The 17,703-nt window shown below is 38.1% G+C and carries 15 protein-coding genes; 10 read left to right on the top strand and 5 right to left on the bottom strand.

The features are described from left to right. Positions 1 to 59: 59 nt before the first annotated feature. Positions 60 to 980 (top strand): type I pantothenate kinase, encoded by a 921-nt coding sequence (gene coaA / locus FFM51_RS02140; protein WP_137597023.1) that lies wholly within the window; start codon positions 60 to 62, stop codon positions 978 to 980. Positions 981 to 1,070: 90 nt separating this feature from the next. Further along, positions 1,071 to 2,627, top strand: coding sequence for a glutamine-hydrolyzing GMP synthase (gene guaA, locus FFM51_RS02135; protein ID WP_137597022.1), 1,557 nt, complete (start codon positions 1,071 to 1,073; stop codon positions 2,625 to 2,627). Between the two features lie 224 nt (positions 2,628 to 2,851). Here guaA and FFM51_RS02130 read toward each other — a convergent pair whose 3' ends face one another. Further along, positions 2,852 to 3,316: an Rrf2 family transcriptional regulator gene (locus tag FFM51_RS02130; RefSeq protein ID WP_137597021.1), complete on the bottom strand. Its 465-nt coding sequence runs from the start codon at positions 3,314 to 3,316 to the stop codon at positions 2,852 to 2,854. A 131-nt stretch (positions 3,317 to 3,447) separates the two neighbouring features. Between FFM51_RS02130 and FFM51_RS02125 the strand changes: the two genes are divergently transcribed. Genes FFM51_RS02125 through FFM51_RS02115 form a run of 3 tightly spaced genes read left to right on the top strand, consistent with a single transcriptional unit; the run spans position 3,448 to position 6,897 of the window. Beyond that, positions 3,448 to 4,380 carry an ABC transporter ATP-binding protein gene (locus FFM51_RS02125; protein WP_137597020.1) on the top strand — a complete coding sequence of 311 codons (933 nt, stop codon included), beginning with the start codon at positions 3,448 to 3,450 and terminating at the stop codon, positions 4,378 to 4,380. Between the two features lie 3 nt (positions 4,381 to 4,383). Then, positions 4,384 to 5,916, top strand: coding sequence for an ABC transporter permease/substrate-binding protein (locus tag FFM51_RS02120; RefSeq protein ID WP_137597019.1), 1,533 nt, complete (start codon positions 4,384 to 4,386; stop codon positions 5,914 to 5,916). Positions 5,917 to 5,919: 3 nt separating this feature from the next. After that, complete coding sequence (locus FFM51_RS02115) at positions 5,920 to 6,897, top strand: zinc-binding alcohol dehydrogenase family protein (RefSeq protein ID WP_137597018.1); 978 nt, start codon at positions 5,920 to 5,922, stop codon at positions 6,895 to 6,897. Between the two features lie 92 nt (positions 6,898 to 6,989). Here FFM51_RS02115 and FFM51_RS02110 read toward each other — a convergent pair whose 3' ends face one another. Then, entirely contained in the window at positions 6,990 to 7,538 is a 549-nt protein-coding gene (locus FFM51_RS02110; RefSeq protein WP_137597017.1) for a helix-turn-helix transcriptional regulator, read from the bottom strand. A gap of 436 nt (positions 7,539 to 7,974) precedes the next feature. Between FFM51_RS02110 and FFM51_RS02105 the strand changes: the two genes are divergently transcribed. The 4 genes from FFM51_RS02105 (at position 7,975) to FFM51_RS02090 (ending at position 13,473) form a co-directional block, all read left to right on the top strand. Further along, a complete protein-coding gene (locus tag FFM51_RS02105) occupies positions 7,975 to 9,195 on the top strand; it encodes a replication initiation factor domain-containing protein (protein WP_137597016.1) in 1,221 nt (406 codons plus the stop codon). A 119-nt stretch (positions 9,196 to 9,314) separates the two neighbouring features. After that, on the top strand, positions 9,315 to 9,521 hold the full coding sequence (locus tag FFM51_RS02100) for a DUF3173 domain-containing protein (RefSeq protein WP_137597015.1): 207 nt from the start codon (positions 9,315 to 9,317) through the stop codon (positions 9,519 to 9,521). Continuing rightward, a complete protein-coding gene (locus tag FFM51_RS02095; protein WP_137597014.1) occupies positions 9,514 to 10,812 on the top strand; it encodes a tyrosine-type recombinase/integrase in 1,299 nt (432 codons plus the stop codon). The genes FFM51_RS02100 and FFM51_RS02095 overlap by 8 nt, the downstream gene beginning before the upstream one ends. 453 nt (positions 10,813 to 11,265) lie before the next feature. Next, positions 11,266 to 13,473: an AAA family ATPase gene (locus tag FFM51_RS02090; protein WP_137597013.1), complete on the top strand. Its 2,208-nt coding sequence runs from the start codon at positions 11,266 to 11,268 to the stop codon at positions 13,471 to 13,473. A gap of 543 nt (positions 13,474 to 14,016) precedes the next feature. On the opposite strand, the gene FFM51_RS02085 is transcribed toward FFM51_RS02090, so the two are convergent. Beyond that, positions 14,017 to 14,748, bottom strand: a complete 732-nt coding sequence (locus tag FFM51_RS02085; RefSeq protein ID WP_223875875.1) for a DUF554 domain-containing protein — start codon at positions 14,746 to 14,748, stop codon at positions 14,017 to 14,019. A gap of 197 nt (positions 14,749 to 14,945) precedes the next feature. On the opposite strand from FFM51_RS02085, the gene FFM51_RS02080 reads away from it, so the two are divergent. Beyond that, positions 14,946 to 15,749: a fumarylacetoacetate hydrolase family protein gene (locus FFM51_RS02080; protein ID WP_137597012.1), complete on the top strand. Its 804-nt coding sequence runs from the start codon at positions 14,946 to 14,948 to the stop codon at positions 15,747 to 15,749. Between the two features lie 175 nt (positions 15,750 to 15,924). Here FFM51_RS02080 and FFM51_RS02075 read toward each other — a convergent pair whose 3' ends face one another. Beyond that, positions 15,925 to 16,701, bottom strand: coding sequence for an ABC transporter permease (locus tag FFM51_RS02075; protein ID WP_137597011.1), 777 nt, complete (start codon positions 16,699 to 16,701; stop codon positions 15,925 to 15,927). Positions 16,702 to 16,714: 13 nt separating this feature from the next. Continuing rightward, positions 16,715 to 17,656: an ATP-binding cassette domain-containing protein gene (locus FFM51_RS02070; protein ID WP_137597010.1), complete on the bottom strand. Its 942-nt coding sequence runs from the start codon at positions 17,654 to 17,656 to the stop codon at positions 16,715 to 16,717. Between the last annotated feature and the right edge of the window lie 47 nt (positions 17,657 to 17,703).

The following is a 17,703-nucleotide window of genomic DNA, read 5'->3' as shown; positions in this document are numbered from 1 at the left end:
AGTTAGTTATGGTAGAATGAACGAGAAAATTAATCATAAGGATGTACAGGAATTCAACCATGGAAGACAGAGTGAATTATTATCAGTTTGATCGTGATAAATGGCATAGCTTTTACCCTAATGGGCGTGTGCAACTTAGTGAAGATAACCTGGATCAAATTCGTGGGCTAAATGATCGAATTTCGTTAGATGATGTTGAAGCTGTTTATTTACCATTAGTTCAGTTACTTAAATTAAGGTTTAACGAGTACCAACAGTGGCAGCAACAAAAAACGAGCTTTTTGCAGATTAAAGAACCCCGGATTCCGTTTATTATTGGAATTGCAGGTCCAGTGGCGGTTGGTAAAAGTACCACTGCACGACTATTGTCATTTTTGCTGGATCAATTAATGCCGGAGCAACGAGTAGAAATGATTACTACCGATGGCTTTTTATTTTCTAATGCAGAGCTAAAAAAACGTCATTTATTGGAACGCAAAGGATTTCCAGAATCTTATGACATGGAAAAACTACTAACGTTTTTAAACGATGTTAAACGTGGCGAAGCAGTAGTTAAATCGCCGGTTTATTCACATGCAACTTATGATATTGTGCCAGATCGAATGCATCGGATTGAACGACCTGATATTTTGATTGTTGAAGGAATTAATACGTTGCAGCTACCAACCAATGAACGATTGTATGTCAGTGATTTTTTTGATTTTTCAATTTATGTGGATGCACAACCAGAGCTCATTCAACACTGGTTTTTAGAACGTTTCGGGTTGCTACTAGATTCTGCCTTCAGAGACCCAACCAATTATTATTATCCTTATGCAATTGGTGATCGTGATGAGGCATTTGATATGGCACGACGAATCTGGAAAGAGATTGATTTGAAAAACCTGGAAGAATTCATTTTGCCAACACGCAATCGGGCTGACTTAATTCTGCATAAAACGAAACATCACTTAATTAATAAAATTTATCTGCGGAAGTAGTAAATTAAAGAGCTCTAATAAGCATTGACCAGGTGACTTTAAACCCGTAAAATGGGAGCATTAAAGTAAAACTAGAAAGGGTGGCATGCATTGGCAAACACTAACTTGGATTCGTTCGATAAGATCATTGTGTTGGACTATGGTAGTCAGTACAACCAGTTGATCACGCGACGGATTCGTGATTTAGGAGTTTATTCTGAGTTACTATCGCATAAAATTACTGCAGCTGAAATAAAAAAAATCAACCCTAAGGGAATTATCTTTTCGGGTGGCCCTAATAGTGTGTACGCTGACGGTGCCTTTTCAGTGGACCCTGAGATTTTTGAATTAGGTATTCCAATTTTAGGAATTTGTTATGGGATGCAACTAATGGCTTACAAATTACCTGGTGGGGTAGTTGAAAATGCGCATAACTCAGAATATGGTCACGCAGATATTGAAGTGACTGATGATTCTGCTGTTATGTTTAAAGGATTGCCAAAGAAACAATATGTTTGGATGAGTCATGGCGACTTGGTTCGTCAAGTACCTGATGGTTTTAAGACGGTAGCAACCAGTGTAAACTGTCCAATTACTTCAATGGCCGATGATAAACGTAAGTTTTATGGAATTCAGTTTCATGCTGAAGTACAAAACACCGAGTATGGTACTGAAATTTTGAAACATTTTGCATTTGATGTCTGTGAAGCCGAATCAAACTGGACCATGGATGACTTTATTGAAATGCAGATTGAACATATTCGTGAAGTGGTCGGCGATAAGAAGGTCTTATTGGGCCTTTCAGGTGGGGTTGATTCCAGCGTGGTTGGTGTCTTACTGCACAAAGCAATTGGATCACAGTTGACCAGTATCTTTGTTGATCATGGACTACTGCGTAAAAACGAGGCTGAGCAAGTTATGGATAGCTTGTCGGGTAAATTTGGATTAAATATTATCCAAGTTAACGCCCAGAAACGCTTTTTAGACAAACTGGCTGGTGTGAGTGAACCAGAACAAAAACGCAAGATTATCGGCAATGAATTTATTCAAGTGTTTAACGACGAAGCACAAAAACTGCAAGGAATTGATTTCTTAGCGCAAGGAACCTTATACACTGATGTGATTGAAAGTGGTACGGATACTGCACAAACAATCAAGTCGCATCATAATGTTGGTGGATTGCCAGAAGATATGCACTTTGAATTGATTGAACCACTCCGGACTTTGTTTAAGGATGAGGCACGTGAGTTAGGTGAGAAACTGGGGATGCCTCATGATTTAGTTTGGCGCCAACCATTCCCAGGACCAGGTTTAGGAATCCGAGTAATCGGTGAGTTGACTGAAGAAAAGCTGACAATTGTGCGTGACAGCGATGCTATCTTACGTGAGGAAATGAAGAAAGCCGGCTTAGACGAAGAAATTTGGCAATACTTTACAGTGTTACCAGGTATTCGGAGCGTTGGTGTAATGGGTGATGGACGAACATACGACTATACGGTCGGTATCAGAGCTGTTACTTCAATTGATGGCATGACTGCAGATTTTGCCCGAATTCCATGGGATGTCTTGCAGGAAATCTCAGTTAGAATTGTTAATGAGGTCAAGCACGTTAATCGCATAGTGTACGATGTTACGAGCAAGCCACCTTCGACAATTGAGTGGGAATAATTTAGATATAAAAATTGAAGCCGGAATGTTGATTTAACGGTATTTTGTTGAGATATAAAGCTAAGTTTTGGCGGGGTATTTAGATAGTTCCCCGCCAAAATCCCCGCCAAAATTTGGGATTCGCTAATTGCGATCCTAAGCTTTGACGGGGATTTTTTTAGTGTGAAATTTTACAATTAACAATTTGTCATGTACTCATTTATTTCCATAAATATATATTGAAATTACGCGTCTTGTGCCAGGTCTGACTTTTCTTTAGCCTGCTTAACTTTATTGTGAACAATTAATGAATCAATGATATCTTGCATTGTTTTACTATTTAAAACGGTCAATGCAGCTTGCTCAGCTTCACCGTATATATTAGTTAAAACAGGCTGAATATTGCCGCCAACACGGCAAAGGGGATTGGTTTCTTTATCAATGACAAAAAGTGGGGTATGCCCTTCAGTGATCAGATAAATATCCAGCAAGGTAATATCTTTGGGATCGATGGCAATTCGGGGGTTATGGTTTTTTGGATCGTTGTCAATGAAACCCGCATTCTTTAAAGCACCAACCAGACGTCTAACGACAACAGGTGAGGTTTGGATACTGGCCGCAATTACTGCACTAGTTAATTTAATATCTGAATATACTTGCAAAAACGCAAGTAAATGAATCGTATCGCTGAATTTAGTTGATAAACGCATTTAATCATCTCCGTAACTTTTGCTGTTACATAATTATAGGGCTTAAATAACTTTTTTTCAATAATATCGGTTTGTTTAGTTGCATATGTAATTTTTAATCATTATATTTAGTAGGTCGAAGGAGGGATTATATGATTAAATTAGAAAATGTTACTAAAAGATATGCTAGTAATGATGCTTTAAATAATTTAAGTTTAACCATTAAAAGCGGCGAGTTGTTCGTACTTGTTGGTCCTTCTGGATCTGGTAAAACGACCCTGCTTAAGATGATTAATCGCCTGAATGAACCTACAATCGGAAATGTAACTATTGATAGTGCGGATGTTAAAAGCTTTGATATTCGACATTTACGGCAAAATATCGGTTATGTACTACAGGCTGGTGCGTTGTTTCCTAATATGACAGTTGCACAAAACGCAGCAATCCAGCTGGAAACGCTGGGGTGGGATAGGCAAAAACGTGACCAGCGAGTAGCCGAGTTATTAGATCGGGTTGGCCTGCGAGCTACGCTTTTCATGAATAGGATGCCAAGCGAATTGTCTGGTGGCGAAGCTCAGCGGGTTGGTATTGTAAGAGCGCTAGCAGCAGAACCAAATATTGTCTTGATGGATGAACCTTTTAGTGCATTGGATCCGATTTCTAAACGACAACTTCAGGATTTAGTGATTCAGTTGCATCGCGAGTTGGCAACAACTTTTGTTTTCGTGACCCATGATATGTCGGAGGCAATCAAGCTAGCCGATCGATTGGCCGTGATCCATAATGGTACCTTGCAGCAAGTTGGCGTTCCTAACGAAATTTTAGCTAAGCCAGCAAATGCTTTTGTCGCAACTTTCTTCGATGAAAATGATACCCAAAATATTTTTTTGAATCAGGTTGTCAAGGCTGGTTTTGGGCAACCATCGACTGAAGTTGGTCAAGTACTTAAGGGTACAGATACGATTTTTGATTGGGCGGCGCAATTAAAGACGACACCTGATCTAGTAATTAAAGTCGAACAAACGACTTTACGACCGGTAGATTTAATCAATTATTTGGCGTCGCTAGAACAGGAGGCTAAATAAGTAATGAATTCACTTAGTAGTTATATTAATAGAAATAGTAGCGACATTATTGCAGCGTTGGGGCAGCACATTGAGTTGTCAATTATTGCTATTTTAATCACGGTAGTGCTGGCCGTTCCATTAGCAGTTGTATTGATTGATCATCGGAAAATTGGTGAGTTTTTTCTTCAGGTTACCAGTGTGATTCAAACAATTCCTAGTTTAGCGATTTTAGGAATTTTGATTCCGTTTGTGGGCATTGGTACTGTTCCAGCAATTATCGCATTAGTTTTATATGCAATTATGCCAGTTTTTCAAAATACTTATGCCGGTTTGACCAACATTGATCCGTTATTGATTGAAGCCGCTGATGCTTTTGGTGTTTCTAAACGATTTAAATTATTTCGTGTACAATTTCCATTGGCCTTACCAATGATTATCTCAGGCATCCGAATTGCGGTTGTTATGGTGATTGGTACTGCAACCTTAGCGGCATTAATTGGTGGCGGTGGGCTCGGAACCTACATCCTATTGGGTATTCAAACTAATAACAATGATGCCTTGATCGTTGGGGCAGTGTTATCGGCTATTTTAGCTTTGATTGCTAGTGCGTTGATCAAAGTATTGGCGCGAGCTTCTTTTAAGCGCCTAGTCATTGGTATTGGTATTTTAATTGTGCTATTTGGCGGCTTTGCAGGAATTAAAACGATGTTGACACCAAAAACGCAAACCATTACGATAGCAGGTAAAATGGGTGGCGAGCCTGAGGTATTGATTAACATGTATAAGGACCTGATTCAGCAAGCTAATCCGAATATTCACGTAAAATTAAAACGTAATTTTGGGGGCACTAGCTTTTTGTTCAAGGCATTGCAAAATCAAAATATCGATATTTATCCTGAGTTTACTGGTACAGTTTTGCAATCATTAGTGAAAGGACATAAAAACGTGGCTGCAAATGCAACCACGGCTTACAAAGATGCCGCTCAAGCCTTAAAACAGCAGTATAACTTAACCTATTTGGCACCAATGAAATATCAAAACGGCTATGGGATCACAGTCACTAAAGCAATCGCAGACAAATATCATTTGAGAACTTTTGCTGATTTAGCTAAATACCCTGAACTTAAAGCGGCATTTGACCCTGATTTTTTCCAACAAGCTGATGGCTATCCAGGATTACAAAAGGCCTATGGGCTACATTTTAACAGCGTACGAACGATGGAACCTTCATTAAGATATGAGGCGCTAGCGAAAGGTAAGGTGGATGTGACCGATGCGTATACAACTGATCCACAAATTAAAAAGTACCATTTAATTTTACTGCAAGATAACAAAAGTTTCTTTCCGCCCTATCAAGGGGCACCATTAATGCGTACGCACTTTGCTAAGAAAAATCCGACAATTGTCAAAAGTTTAAATAGGTTAGCGGGTAAGATTACCACTAGCGAGATGCAAGAAATGAATTATCGGGTTACAGTCAAGCATGAAAAAGCCGCGGTTGTGGCAAAAGATTACTTAAATGACCATCATTTATTGGACAAGAAAGGAAAATAAATCATGAAAGCATATGTTGTGAATCATCCTGGTGGACCAGAAGTTCTCGAATTAACCGATGTGTCTACACCAGCTTTGAAAGCAGGCTGGACTAGGGTCAAGGTACTTGGCTTTGGCATCAATCATTCAGAAATATTTACGCGTGAAGGCAAATCACCCAGTGTCGAATTTACACGAATTTTAGGTATTGAAGTTGTTGGAGAAGTCGATGCAACATCAGATGAGACCACTTTTAAACCGGGACAAAAAGTGGTTTCAATTATGGGCGAAATGGGACGCGCTTTTAATGGCAGTTACGCCGAATATGTTTTGTTGCCCAACAAACAAATTTATCCAATCACTTCGAATTTACCGATTACAGAATTGGCCGCAATACCAGAAACCTACTACACTGCATACGGTATCTTTAAAAGTTTGCAAATCAAGGCAAATGATCGTATCTTGATTCGTGCCGCCACTAGTGGTGTTGGCATTGCAGACTTCAATTTAATCAAAGCGTTTGATAAAGCAATCACAGTAGTCGGAACAACCCGATCGAAGAGTAAAAAACAAGAGTTATTACGTGCTGGTTTTGACGAAGTTATCGTGGCATCGAGCAGTACAAAGTTACCTGCCAACACAGGGAATTTCGATAAAATTATTGATCTAATTGGCCCACAAAGCGTGCCGGATACACTACAACATCTGAACGAATACGGCATTGTCAGTGCCACTGGAGAGCTCGGTGGTGTCTGGGCCTTAAATGATTTTGATCCAATTATGGCAATCCCTAATAATTGTTATTTAACTGGTTTTTACTCAGGAGATGTTTCAGCCAGTGCAATTCAAGAAATGTTCACCTTTATTGAAAATCACCACGTTAATGTTCAGCCAAGCAAGGTATTTGATTTTTCACAAGTTGTGCAAGCACATCAATTTTTGGAGACACAACATGGTCTAGGTAAAGTTGTTGTGACATTTAGCACGCAAATACATCACTAGTAAACTTGAAATTTTAGTTTATTAATACTGTGCTTAAACACCTAAGTATGATTGCTTAGTTTATTATTGATTAAATTCTTTGAATACGACCATCAGTCATCCTTTGTTTGAGGATGGCTTTTTGCGTTTTCTTTATAAGTATTGATGGTATTGATTTTATTGTATAAAGCATTGATCTCTTTAATTGGCAATTGCCGATACCTTGATTGTCGGATAATTGGCCGGTCATTCTGATCAGTTTCTGGCGTTCCGTCCTCATTCAGTTCTGTGTAGGGTTGAAAATAGCTCATAATTTCATGAACTTGATCACTAAGACCATCAATTTGACGCGGTGAGAAATCATCTATGCGGTGCATTAAGCGAAAGAGGTGCTCAGTTTTGTCAGTATATTCATCAATGCGATCAAGAATAGCAGTAGTGCTACTGATTTCAATTTCAGCCGGTGTGCCAAATAAGTCGACGGCGGAAACATTGAAAAATCTGGCAATTCGGTCCAAGTTTTCAAAACTAGGATAACTTTTACCGCGTTCAATATTTGAAATTGCTTGTTTTTGAACTTCGATGGCAATGGCTAAGTCTTCTTGCGTGATCTGGTGTTTTTGCCGCAATCTTTTTATGTTTTGACCAAAGTTTTCGATCATTATCATCACCTCATCAGTATCTTAACTTAGTTACTTAAAGTAGACAACTACAACGACTACTCACGGTCTTTGAGTAGGTGGCATAAGGTGATTGACCAGCTCTAAACGCCTACGCTATCATGTTTATATGATCTAAGCCAAGTGAAATATTCTTACAAAGTTTTGCTGGCATTGATCATAATTGTTCCTTGAAAACAGAATAAAGGAGGAAAAAAGATTAGCCGCCGCCACGCGCGGCGTGCAACGCGAAAGCCGCTAGCGTGAGCGGTGGCGGTCGGCTTTAGCCGGCCGCCTCAACCCCCAAGTTCTAATAGGGGGGTAGAAAGTATAAACGATTAGGTAATCCAGCAGCAAGAAATGCCAATTTCTAGGCATTCAAGCAACATAGTTGCTGTTAACCGTGACCAAGAATAGCAATTTTTGGAGGTGAGCGTACTTGAATGAAGATTTAACTCTAATTGATTACCAAGTTCAAGCCAATTGGCTAAATATTTTTTGGCAACAGCTGGAGGACAAAAAGATTAAACAAAGTCAGCTAGCTAAGTCGATGGGCATCAGTCGTTCTTATCTCAATCAACTATTGAACAGTAAACGACCATTGACCGAAGCCATGCGCCAACGATTAACCGCAGCCTTTCGCGAAATGAGTGGCATCACCGCATTAAACATTTGTTTCGACTATGTCCGGATCAGATTTCCAACCCATGATGTTGACGAAATAATTGTGGCACTTTTCTGCATCAAGCCGATTTATTTTGTGTATGAACCTTATGGCCGTTACGGCTACAGTGGAAAATTTCGGCATGGTGATATGGAAATTTTTATTTCACCGGAAGACGATAATCGCGGTTCATTGATTGAATTAAAAGGAAAAGGCTGTCGCGAGTTGGAAGGTATCTTAGTGGCTAGTGAACAGAGCTGGTATGACTTTCTACGGCAGGCACTGGCCCTTGATGGCGTCGTTAAACGCATTGATCTAGCCATCAATGATTATTTAGATGTGCTCCCGGTTCATTACTTGATTGAAAAGAGTATACATCATGAATACATTACAAAGTTCAGGGAGTGTAAATACTTTGTCCGCGACAAAGACAATTTAAAAGGAGAAAGCCTCTATTTTGGCTCACGTAAAAGTGCCATTTATTTTTGTATTTATCAGAAAGATGTTGAGCAATATTTCAAATTAGGTAAGGCGTTGGCGCAAACTAAAATCAAGAATCGGTTTGAAATCCGCGTATTTGACGAACGGGCCGAGCAAACGATTGCCGACTTGTTATCTTACCGTGATCCACAGCGAACCGTGTTCGGTATTATCAATAATTACTTACGTTTTGTGAAGCCGATTGCCAACAAGCCAACGTCAAAATGGCCGTTAGACAATCGGTGGGCGCAGTTTATTGGTAAGTATGCGGATAAGTTACGTTTGGCAGTTTCACCGGAACCGGTCACTTTAGACCAAACTATTCAATGGATCAAAAAACAAGTGGCGCCTAGTTTAAAAATGTTAATGGCAATTGATTCGGCCAAAAGCGAGGATACTTTAATGACGATCATTGCTGAGGCCAAGTTAAGTGAAAATCAACAAGTGATGATCCAGCAAATGTTGGCTAGTCCTGAAGAAATAATGATCAAGCAACCAGAAAATAATGGCGATTGAGGTAATAAAAAGGTGCAACTACGCCGACCAAAGCAAGTAGTTACACCTTAAAATAGATAAAATAAGCAATCTATCCACGGTTATTATCTCACTTCATCAAGAAATTAGGAAGTGAAAGAATGGAAAACGGGTTTGTAACTTACCACGATTTAATTAAATGTGGTTTTAAGCAGCACACCGCACGAAATATCATTCGACAAGCTAAAGCAAGTATGGTACAAAAGGGGTATGCTTTGTATCTCAACCAACGCCTTGGAACGGTTCCACGTGAGGCCGTTGAATCCATTATTGGTTCACCACTAAATGGAGATGTTGAGAATGAGTAAAACAAAATATGCAGGTGTTTTTACCGACACTAAAGGTAAGTTTTATTACGAAACAGAATTAGGTACTGACAAAATAACGGGCAAGCGGATTCGAAAAAAAGGAAGAAAGGATGGTAATGGTAAGCCATTTTCATCAGCACGTCAGGCGTACACGGAATTAGTCAGAGTTAAGCGTGAGTACCATGAAGCCCATGGCTATGCAAATTACCGGATGACCTATGCACAGTTCATGCATGACACCTATGTTCCTGCTTATAAAACTGATGTGGAAGAGAGTACCTTCTTAGTTAGGAATCGAAGCTTTGAAATTTGTATTGCACGCTTTGGTAAAATGATGCTACGCGATATTGATATTACGGATGTACAAAGTTTTCGAACATGGTTGCTGTCATCAGTAGATGATGGTGGTGCTGGGTATTCGCAAGGCTACGCTGGTTTAGTTTTTGGTTGCTTTAGAAAGTCACTAGATTACGCTGTGCAATCGCAATACTTATCGACTAATGTCTCAAAGCAGGCCAAGGCAATTCCTAAAGGACGAGCTAACGTTGCTTATTGGACGAAAAATGATTTTGAAAAAGTAATTGCCCAGATATGTATTGATGACGTCTACAGCCATCTTAATTTCATTATGTTATGGATTTACTTTACTACTGGTGTTCGCGTCAATGAAGGAACAGCATTATGGTGGCGTGATGTCGATCTTGGTAAAAAATTGATGCATGTTGATCATATGTTAGTATTGAAAAACCGACAGAGCTGGGAACGGCATAACTATACGAAAACAGATAGCGGTAGACGAATCTTATCGTTAGATGATGATACAGTGGCTATTTTGAAAAAATGGCGTGCGGTTCAACGTAAATTTGGACTGGGTGAAAACGATGATTTTATTATGACTTATGACGGACTACCAATGATAAAATCAACTATTGCTAACATTATCCATCGTTATGCTAAGCTGGCAGGTGTTCAAGCAATTGAAGGCAAAGGATTGCGTCATAGCCATGCTTCTTATCTGATTAATGAATTTAATGTATCGGTGTTGGTGCTGTCCAAACGATTAGGTCACTCTTCACCAGAGATTACGTTAAAGCATTACTCACATTTGTGGAGTGGATTAGATGCGGATATTGCTGAACAAATGACAGGTAATATCAGGATTAAAACAGCTAATGAAAATCAGGTACGGTTCGTTGGAAATCAAACAGTGAAGTTCGATAAGTTAACCCCCGCCAAGAACACCGCCAAAATGGTAAAAATTGAGCATAAAGCCACTCATACCGCGAGTTAGAACATGCTACTTGCTTATCGAGTGGGAATAAGTAAAATATAAAATCTAAGGCTAAAATATTAATTTTTAGTATTTGGTTGGGATATAATCTTAAATTTTGGTGGATTAATTAGATAATTTTTCACTGAATTCATTACGAAAAGATCCAGTCTGGATAAATCTGGGCTGGATTTTTTCGTAATTAAAATATGAACTAAATATTTTCACTTTTCACTTTGATGCTATAATTACAAAGATCTAAACAATAAGTTTTCTTTTATAAAAATGACTAATAGAATTAAGCTTATTGAGTCAGATTAATAGGTGATTAATGATTGATAAGTTAATAAAATTTTTTCGAAAATTATTAATGGTAACCTTAGATGAGGATTACAGATTTTATAGGTTACATGATTCATATGAGTTGGTATAGGCCCATTAAATCTTATTCAAAAAAATTGGGAGGTGTATTAATTGCTTAATTTGTTGAATCTAAAGGATATACCATTATTTGTAAATAATTCATCTATCGAATTGACAGACACAAATATGGTATATGGAAAAAACGGTACTGGAAAGTCTACCATGGCTAAAGCTATCGCTCAGCAGCTTAACGACCCAGACCATTGTGTCATATTTGATGGTATGGAGCGATTTATTAGAGAAGATAAACAACTCAATGCGATCTTATTGGGAACGAAAAACCTTGAAATAGAGAAGAAAATCACAGAGATCACCATTTCTAGAGTAGAAATTCAAACTGCCCTCGAGTATTCCTCAAAGACTTTGGAAAAGCAACAAAAGAATTTTGACGCAGCAGTTCAACAGTATCAAGATTTTGTGTGGGATAATATATATCGACATTTTCATGATAAATTTCCTGAAGATTTATCTGGCTGGGGTGGTAGCAAGAAGATATTTGCAGAAAAGCTAAAGCAACTTGGAAATAATCAACCAATTGAATCAGCATCACAGCAAAGTGAAGAAGACATTTTGTCTAAACACAATTTAATCCAAGCAGGAGTGAGCTTAGATAGGTTTGTTGGCTTTTCCTCAACACTTGATACCGAAAAAATAAAAGAAGTAATGGTTAAGACGTTGAGCAATGTTGCGAAGAGTGAAATTGCTAATAAAATTTCAGCGAGAAAACTTGAGGGATGGGTTCGGCAGGGACAAAAATACTTGGGCCCGAATAAACCTTGTCCATTCTGTGGACAAGAAATTACTCAAGTTCACTATGATATTCTTGAAGCGGGATTCTCAGAAATTATTGATAGTGCATATAATAATTTTCAAAATGACATTGATACTTCTCTAAATGGTATACAACAAATGCAATATCAACTACAAACATGGCAAGAAAATACAGAGATGCAATCCGAGAAAAGTGATACCACATTTAAGGTTGCTGTATCGAAGGAGGTTGCTTCGGTAAAAACAGTTCTTAAGTTGCTATCAAAAACTGTTGAATCTAAAAGAAAGAACGCTCAACAGCCGATTGAAATTGATGATGTACTCAATTCTCTGAATCTGGCTCTAGAAGAGTTATCTTCAAAGATTAAGGAAGTTAACGAGAAAATTTCAACGAATAATCAGCTGGTAGCAAATGCTACTGAATCGAAAGAAAAACTGCATGCCAATGTTCTTGAACTCATGAGAATTCGTTGCGGTCAATCTGATGTTCGTGCCTGTCAGTCCAATGTTAAAGGCTTCCAGAATAGCCTAAGAGATGCCAAAAATGATAAAAATGAAAAATTGATGGCAGTCAATAATATTGATACTGAAATGGCTATGTTGAAGGCACAGACACAATCTGAAGAAGAGGCTGTTAATCGAATTAATTATCTTCTTGGTTTACTTGATAACAAGCGATTTAAGTTGATGCTTCCAGCTACAAATAAAGAGGTTAGTGGATATTACACCATTGAAGGGCAAGATGGTGAGCAGCGGACAGTTTCGGAACTTAGTACTGGTGAAGAGAATCTTATTGCGTTTCTTTACTTTTTTTATTTAGTTGAGGCTAAACTTTCTGATGGAGCACCGGTTACAGTCGTTATTGATGATCCAGTCACAAGTAATGATGATCAATCAATGTTTTTAATCGTAACAATGATTCAAAACTTACTTTTTAAATCCAAAGAATTGAATACAAGGGGGAATAGGAGACTACAAATATTTGTGCTAACACATAACTCAAGTTTTTATATAAATTTAAAGGAATGGACGCAAAACCCTTACACAAAAACAAATCGTAGTTTTCATTTATTATCTACGCCAAACGGTAGCACTATTAAAGAGATAACTAAAAAAGAAGAGGATATCATCAATAATTATGATGAATTATGGCGAGAAGCACGTTTTAGCTTTGATGAAAATCAAAAACAGGCACTTTGGAACCAGATTCGTCGAATACTTGAAACCTACGTTAAGTTTAATAATTGGTCGGGCAGTTTAGAAAAAGCAGTCAGGAATAAAATAATATCGACAAATGATAATGAAAGGAAATTGATTGCATTACAGCTTGTTAAAATTACTCAGGCTAATTCGCACAGTATTGATGATCTGATGCAAGACCTATCCCCATGGAGCAAGGAACAAATCTGTGATGCTTTTAAATTTGTAATGGAAACACTCGGTGGCGGTGAGCATTTTGAAGCACATTGGAGTGAAGATGTAGACTAAACATGCAGGTTAACTTCTTCGCGATGACAATTAAAACTATTACGGCTGCACTTTGCATCTTGAAATTTATTTATGTTTCGAATTATCCCACAAAGAAAGCGGTTATTTTTCGACAGTTATTTAGATATAAAATTTAAAACTCAATAATTAATTTAACGGTATTTAGTTTAAATATAAAGCTAAGTATTGGAGAATACTTAGCTAGTTTTATCGCTAAATTCCGGTATTCTATGTTATTTATTTTGGTTTAATTGACGAGATACAGTTCTTGATTTCATTTTTAAAATATTGCTAATTAAGGAAGTTTATTGATATTTCTAGTAAATGTTTTTTAGTCTTATAGGCGCTAGTAACAAATAAGTTACAGCTGATCGTACACTAACTACTTACATCACTGATAATAAAATACCCGATAATTTGAAAATACTTCAAATTATCGGGGTTTAGTGTTTATAAGAATAAATTAACGATCTAATTTATATATTGTTGTAAGCAAAGTGACGAAGTATTCCATAGGTAAAGATATTTGTGAAACTTTTTTACTTAAATGTATGCCACATATAACACAACCACAATCAACGCTGGTAACATATTAGCCACGCGAATTTCCATATTAAACAACAAATTTACCCCGATGCAAAAAATCATCATTGAACCCACTAAAGAAATACCATTAGTCATTGCGGTCGATAAAAATTGATTAATCAGTACGGCTAGTAATGTGATTACCATTTGAAAAATAAAGACGGGTAATGCACTAAATACTGCTCCTAGGCCAAAAGCGGATGCGTAGATGGCTACAACAACTGCATCCAAGATGGCCTTTGTAAATAACATGGTGGGATCATGTTGTAGTGCATCTTGTAGTGGGCCAATGACTGCCATGGCACCCACACAGACCGTTAGCGAAGCACTGACAAAGCCATCAACAAATTTGGAGTCGTCGGGAGAACCAATACGACGACGCAGCCATTTACCAAATTTAACGAATTGATGGTCAATATCAATTATTTCACCGACCAAGGTTCCTAAAACCAGTGAGATGGTTGCCATGATCGTTCCGGTGGTACTAATATGATTGTCATGAATAACTAGAATTTGGGCCAAAGCACCAGCAAAGCCAATGAAAATAACGGCCACACCAATAGCCTGCATGATTGCTGTTTTGAGTTTTTCATTCAATAAGCGTTGAAATATGTACCCAATGATGCCGCCAACAACAACTGCAACTGTGTTGACAAATGTTCCTGTTCCTACTATGTAGATAATGCTCACTCCCCTCGGCTGATAGCGACTATTATACTATACTGATGTGAAAATTAGATCTATTTTCAAAATAGCTTCCATTTTTGATGTAAAGCGACACCAAATGCATTTGATAATTAATCGCTTACCAACTAAAATAAAATCAGTTTAAGATTTACAAACTAGCTATTGTGATTAGTTAGTAAAAATTTAAGAGGGTGCATTTTATGAAAATTGCAAGATTAGCTAACCAACCTTTTTTGATTGAAGATAGCCAACATGGTCGGACAATCAAGAACTTTAAAACGGTCGAAGCAGCAGCACTACAATCAAGAGATGACTTAGATCTAGGTGAGCTAGTAGAATTTAATGTTAAGCAGTTACAAGCACCAGTGGCAGAACCAACTCAAATCCTGGCAGTGGGAATGAACTACGTTGATCATTCAAAGGAAATTCAATTGGATCTACCAAAAACGCCCAGCACATTTACTAAGTTTGCTAGTTCATTGGCTGACCCTAATACTGAAGTTAAGCGGCATGGTCCACGTACTGATTGGGAAACAGAGTTAGTATTAGTGATTGGTAAAGCTGGTAGAGATATTAGTGAGCATAATGCACCGTCATATCTAGCAGGTTATATGGTTGGTGAAGATATTTCTGACCGCGATGTTCAGTTTGCAAACCAGCCAGCTCAGTTTTCACTGGGCAAATCATTTGAACACTATTCGCCCACTGGTCCATGGCTGACTACCCCGGATGAAATTGATGATTTAGCAAAACTAGAAATTACTACCCAGGTGAATGATCAAACTATGCAACAATCATTGTTGGAGCAAATGGTTTTCAGCCCTGCAGCTTTAATCAGCTATTTTTCATCAATTGTTGAATTACGACCAGGTGACTTGATATTTACTGGAACTCCAAGTGGTACGGGAGTAGGACATGATCCAGAGGTGTACCTTAAAAAGGGTGATCTGCTTACTGGTGAAATTAGCCAATTGGGTAAGTTGACTATGAATATCATTAATTAACTAGTGGTTTTTTCAGATTAATTTGATTAAAAGTGTCTCGCTAATTGGGAATCAATTCGCGAGACACTTTTAGATATCACATCATTTTTTTGTTGCCAGAGCTAAGCAATAAGGGGGACATAATGACCATAATTTTTTCCTCAACATGTGTTGTTTTTTAAGTAATACAATCAGCTCAGTCTCGCCGTTGGTAAACAAAAACAGTTAATGGCATAAAAATCAAGATGATGATTCCGCCACTAATAAGTACCATTGTGGCATTACTACCCCAACTACCAGTTTGCAGGATTGTTCTGATTGCTGTGATGGTCAAGGTAACAGGATTAATCTTAACTATGGTCTGGATAAATCGTGGTAACGTATTCGTTGGAATAAAGGCATTGGATAAAAATGTCATCACTAAGATGATAATCATTGATAAACTGCCAATTAATTCAGCATTCTTTGCCACTAAGCCAACCAAAGCAAAAATCCATGAGGTAGACCAACCAATAAAGATAGCCAACAGCAGTGCTGCGACAAGTGTTGGTAAGTTAACTGTTGATCGCCAGCCCATCAAGAAAGCCGTTATTAGAGTAATTACTCCTGAAAGAAACAGACGAAAAATGTCACCGACTAACTGGCCGGCTAACGGTGCAATTGGTGAAATCGGTAAAGTTTTAAACCGATCAAAGACCCCAGCGTTAATATCTTCACGCAATTGTTGTCCTGAACCTGAAGCAGCATTTAGAATACTTTGAACCATAATTCCAGATACTAACATTGGTAAGTAGGCGTGGACACTACCGGCAATTACGCCACCGAATAGATACCCAAACAGCAATGTAAAAATTATTGGTTCAATGATGACGTCACTGAGACTGTCTGGATTGTGCAAAGTCTTGAGTAGGTTGCGATGCGTCATAGTAAGTATATTAGAACCAATATGATTTTTTGTGATAGCTAATTTCATAATTTGTCTCTCCTTAATTTTTACCAACTGTCATTTTCAAGAAAACGTCATCCAATGATGGAGCTTCAATTGCAAAATTATTGATTGAAATTTTCATATCATGAAGTTGATTTAAAATTTTCGCGACTAGCTGCATTTTTGTGCTATCAATTAATACCGTTAGTGTCTGGTCATTTGTACTAACGGGCAGTGACAAAGCATCGTGGACAATTGTCTGGGCTTGGGGCACTGATTGTAAATCTGTTACTTCAATTCGGAGTTGCATTCCCCCAACTTGTTTTTTTAATTCACTCGGGGTTCCCATTGTGATCATCTGGCCATGGTCGATAAGGGCAATTCGATCAGCTAGGTAATCTGCTTCTTCCAAATATTGAGTTGTTAACAGAACTGTTGATCCTTTGGCAACTAGTTTTTGAATGGCTCGCCACATTTGTGTCCGTGTTCGTGGATCTAATCCGGTGGTTGGCTCATCTAAAAAAAGAATAGACGGTTTACCAATCAAACTAATAGCTAAATCCAAGCGACGACGCATGCCCCCAGAGAATGTGGCTAACGTTTGATCGGCTGAATTAATTAGGTCAAAGTCTGCTAATAATTCGCTAGCTCGGTTACGGGCATCTGCGCGAGTTAGTCCGTTTAACTTACCGAAAATTATTAAATTTTCCCGAGCAGTCAAATCTTGATCTATCGCTGCAGTTTGACCAGTTACACTAAACTGCTGCCGGGTCAGGCGACTTTGTGTCAGTGTATTATAGCCATTCAATAAAATTTCTCCCGCATCTTGACGCAACAAAGTTGTCATCATCCTGATTAGCGTTGTCTTTCCAGCTCCGTTTGGACCTAATAGCCCAAAAATTTCTCCTTTCTTGATATCAAACGAGACATCTTTCACTGCTGCTTTGCTGCCAAATTGTTTCTGAATCTTCGTTACTTTAATGACATTATCGTTATTCATATCTTTAGCCTCCATTTGATCAGGCCACCTGATCAAATATATAATAA

It is taken from the genome of Paucilactobacillus kaifaensis (genome assembly GCF_005405145.1).
GTDB lineage: Bacteria > Bacillota > Bacilli > Lactobacillales > Lactobacillaceae > Paucilactobacillus > Paucilactobacillus kaifaensis.
This window is presented reverse-complemented; position numbering and strand designations above follow the sequence as displayed.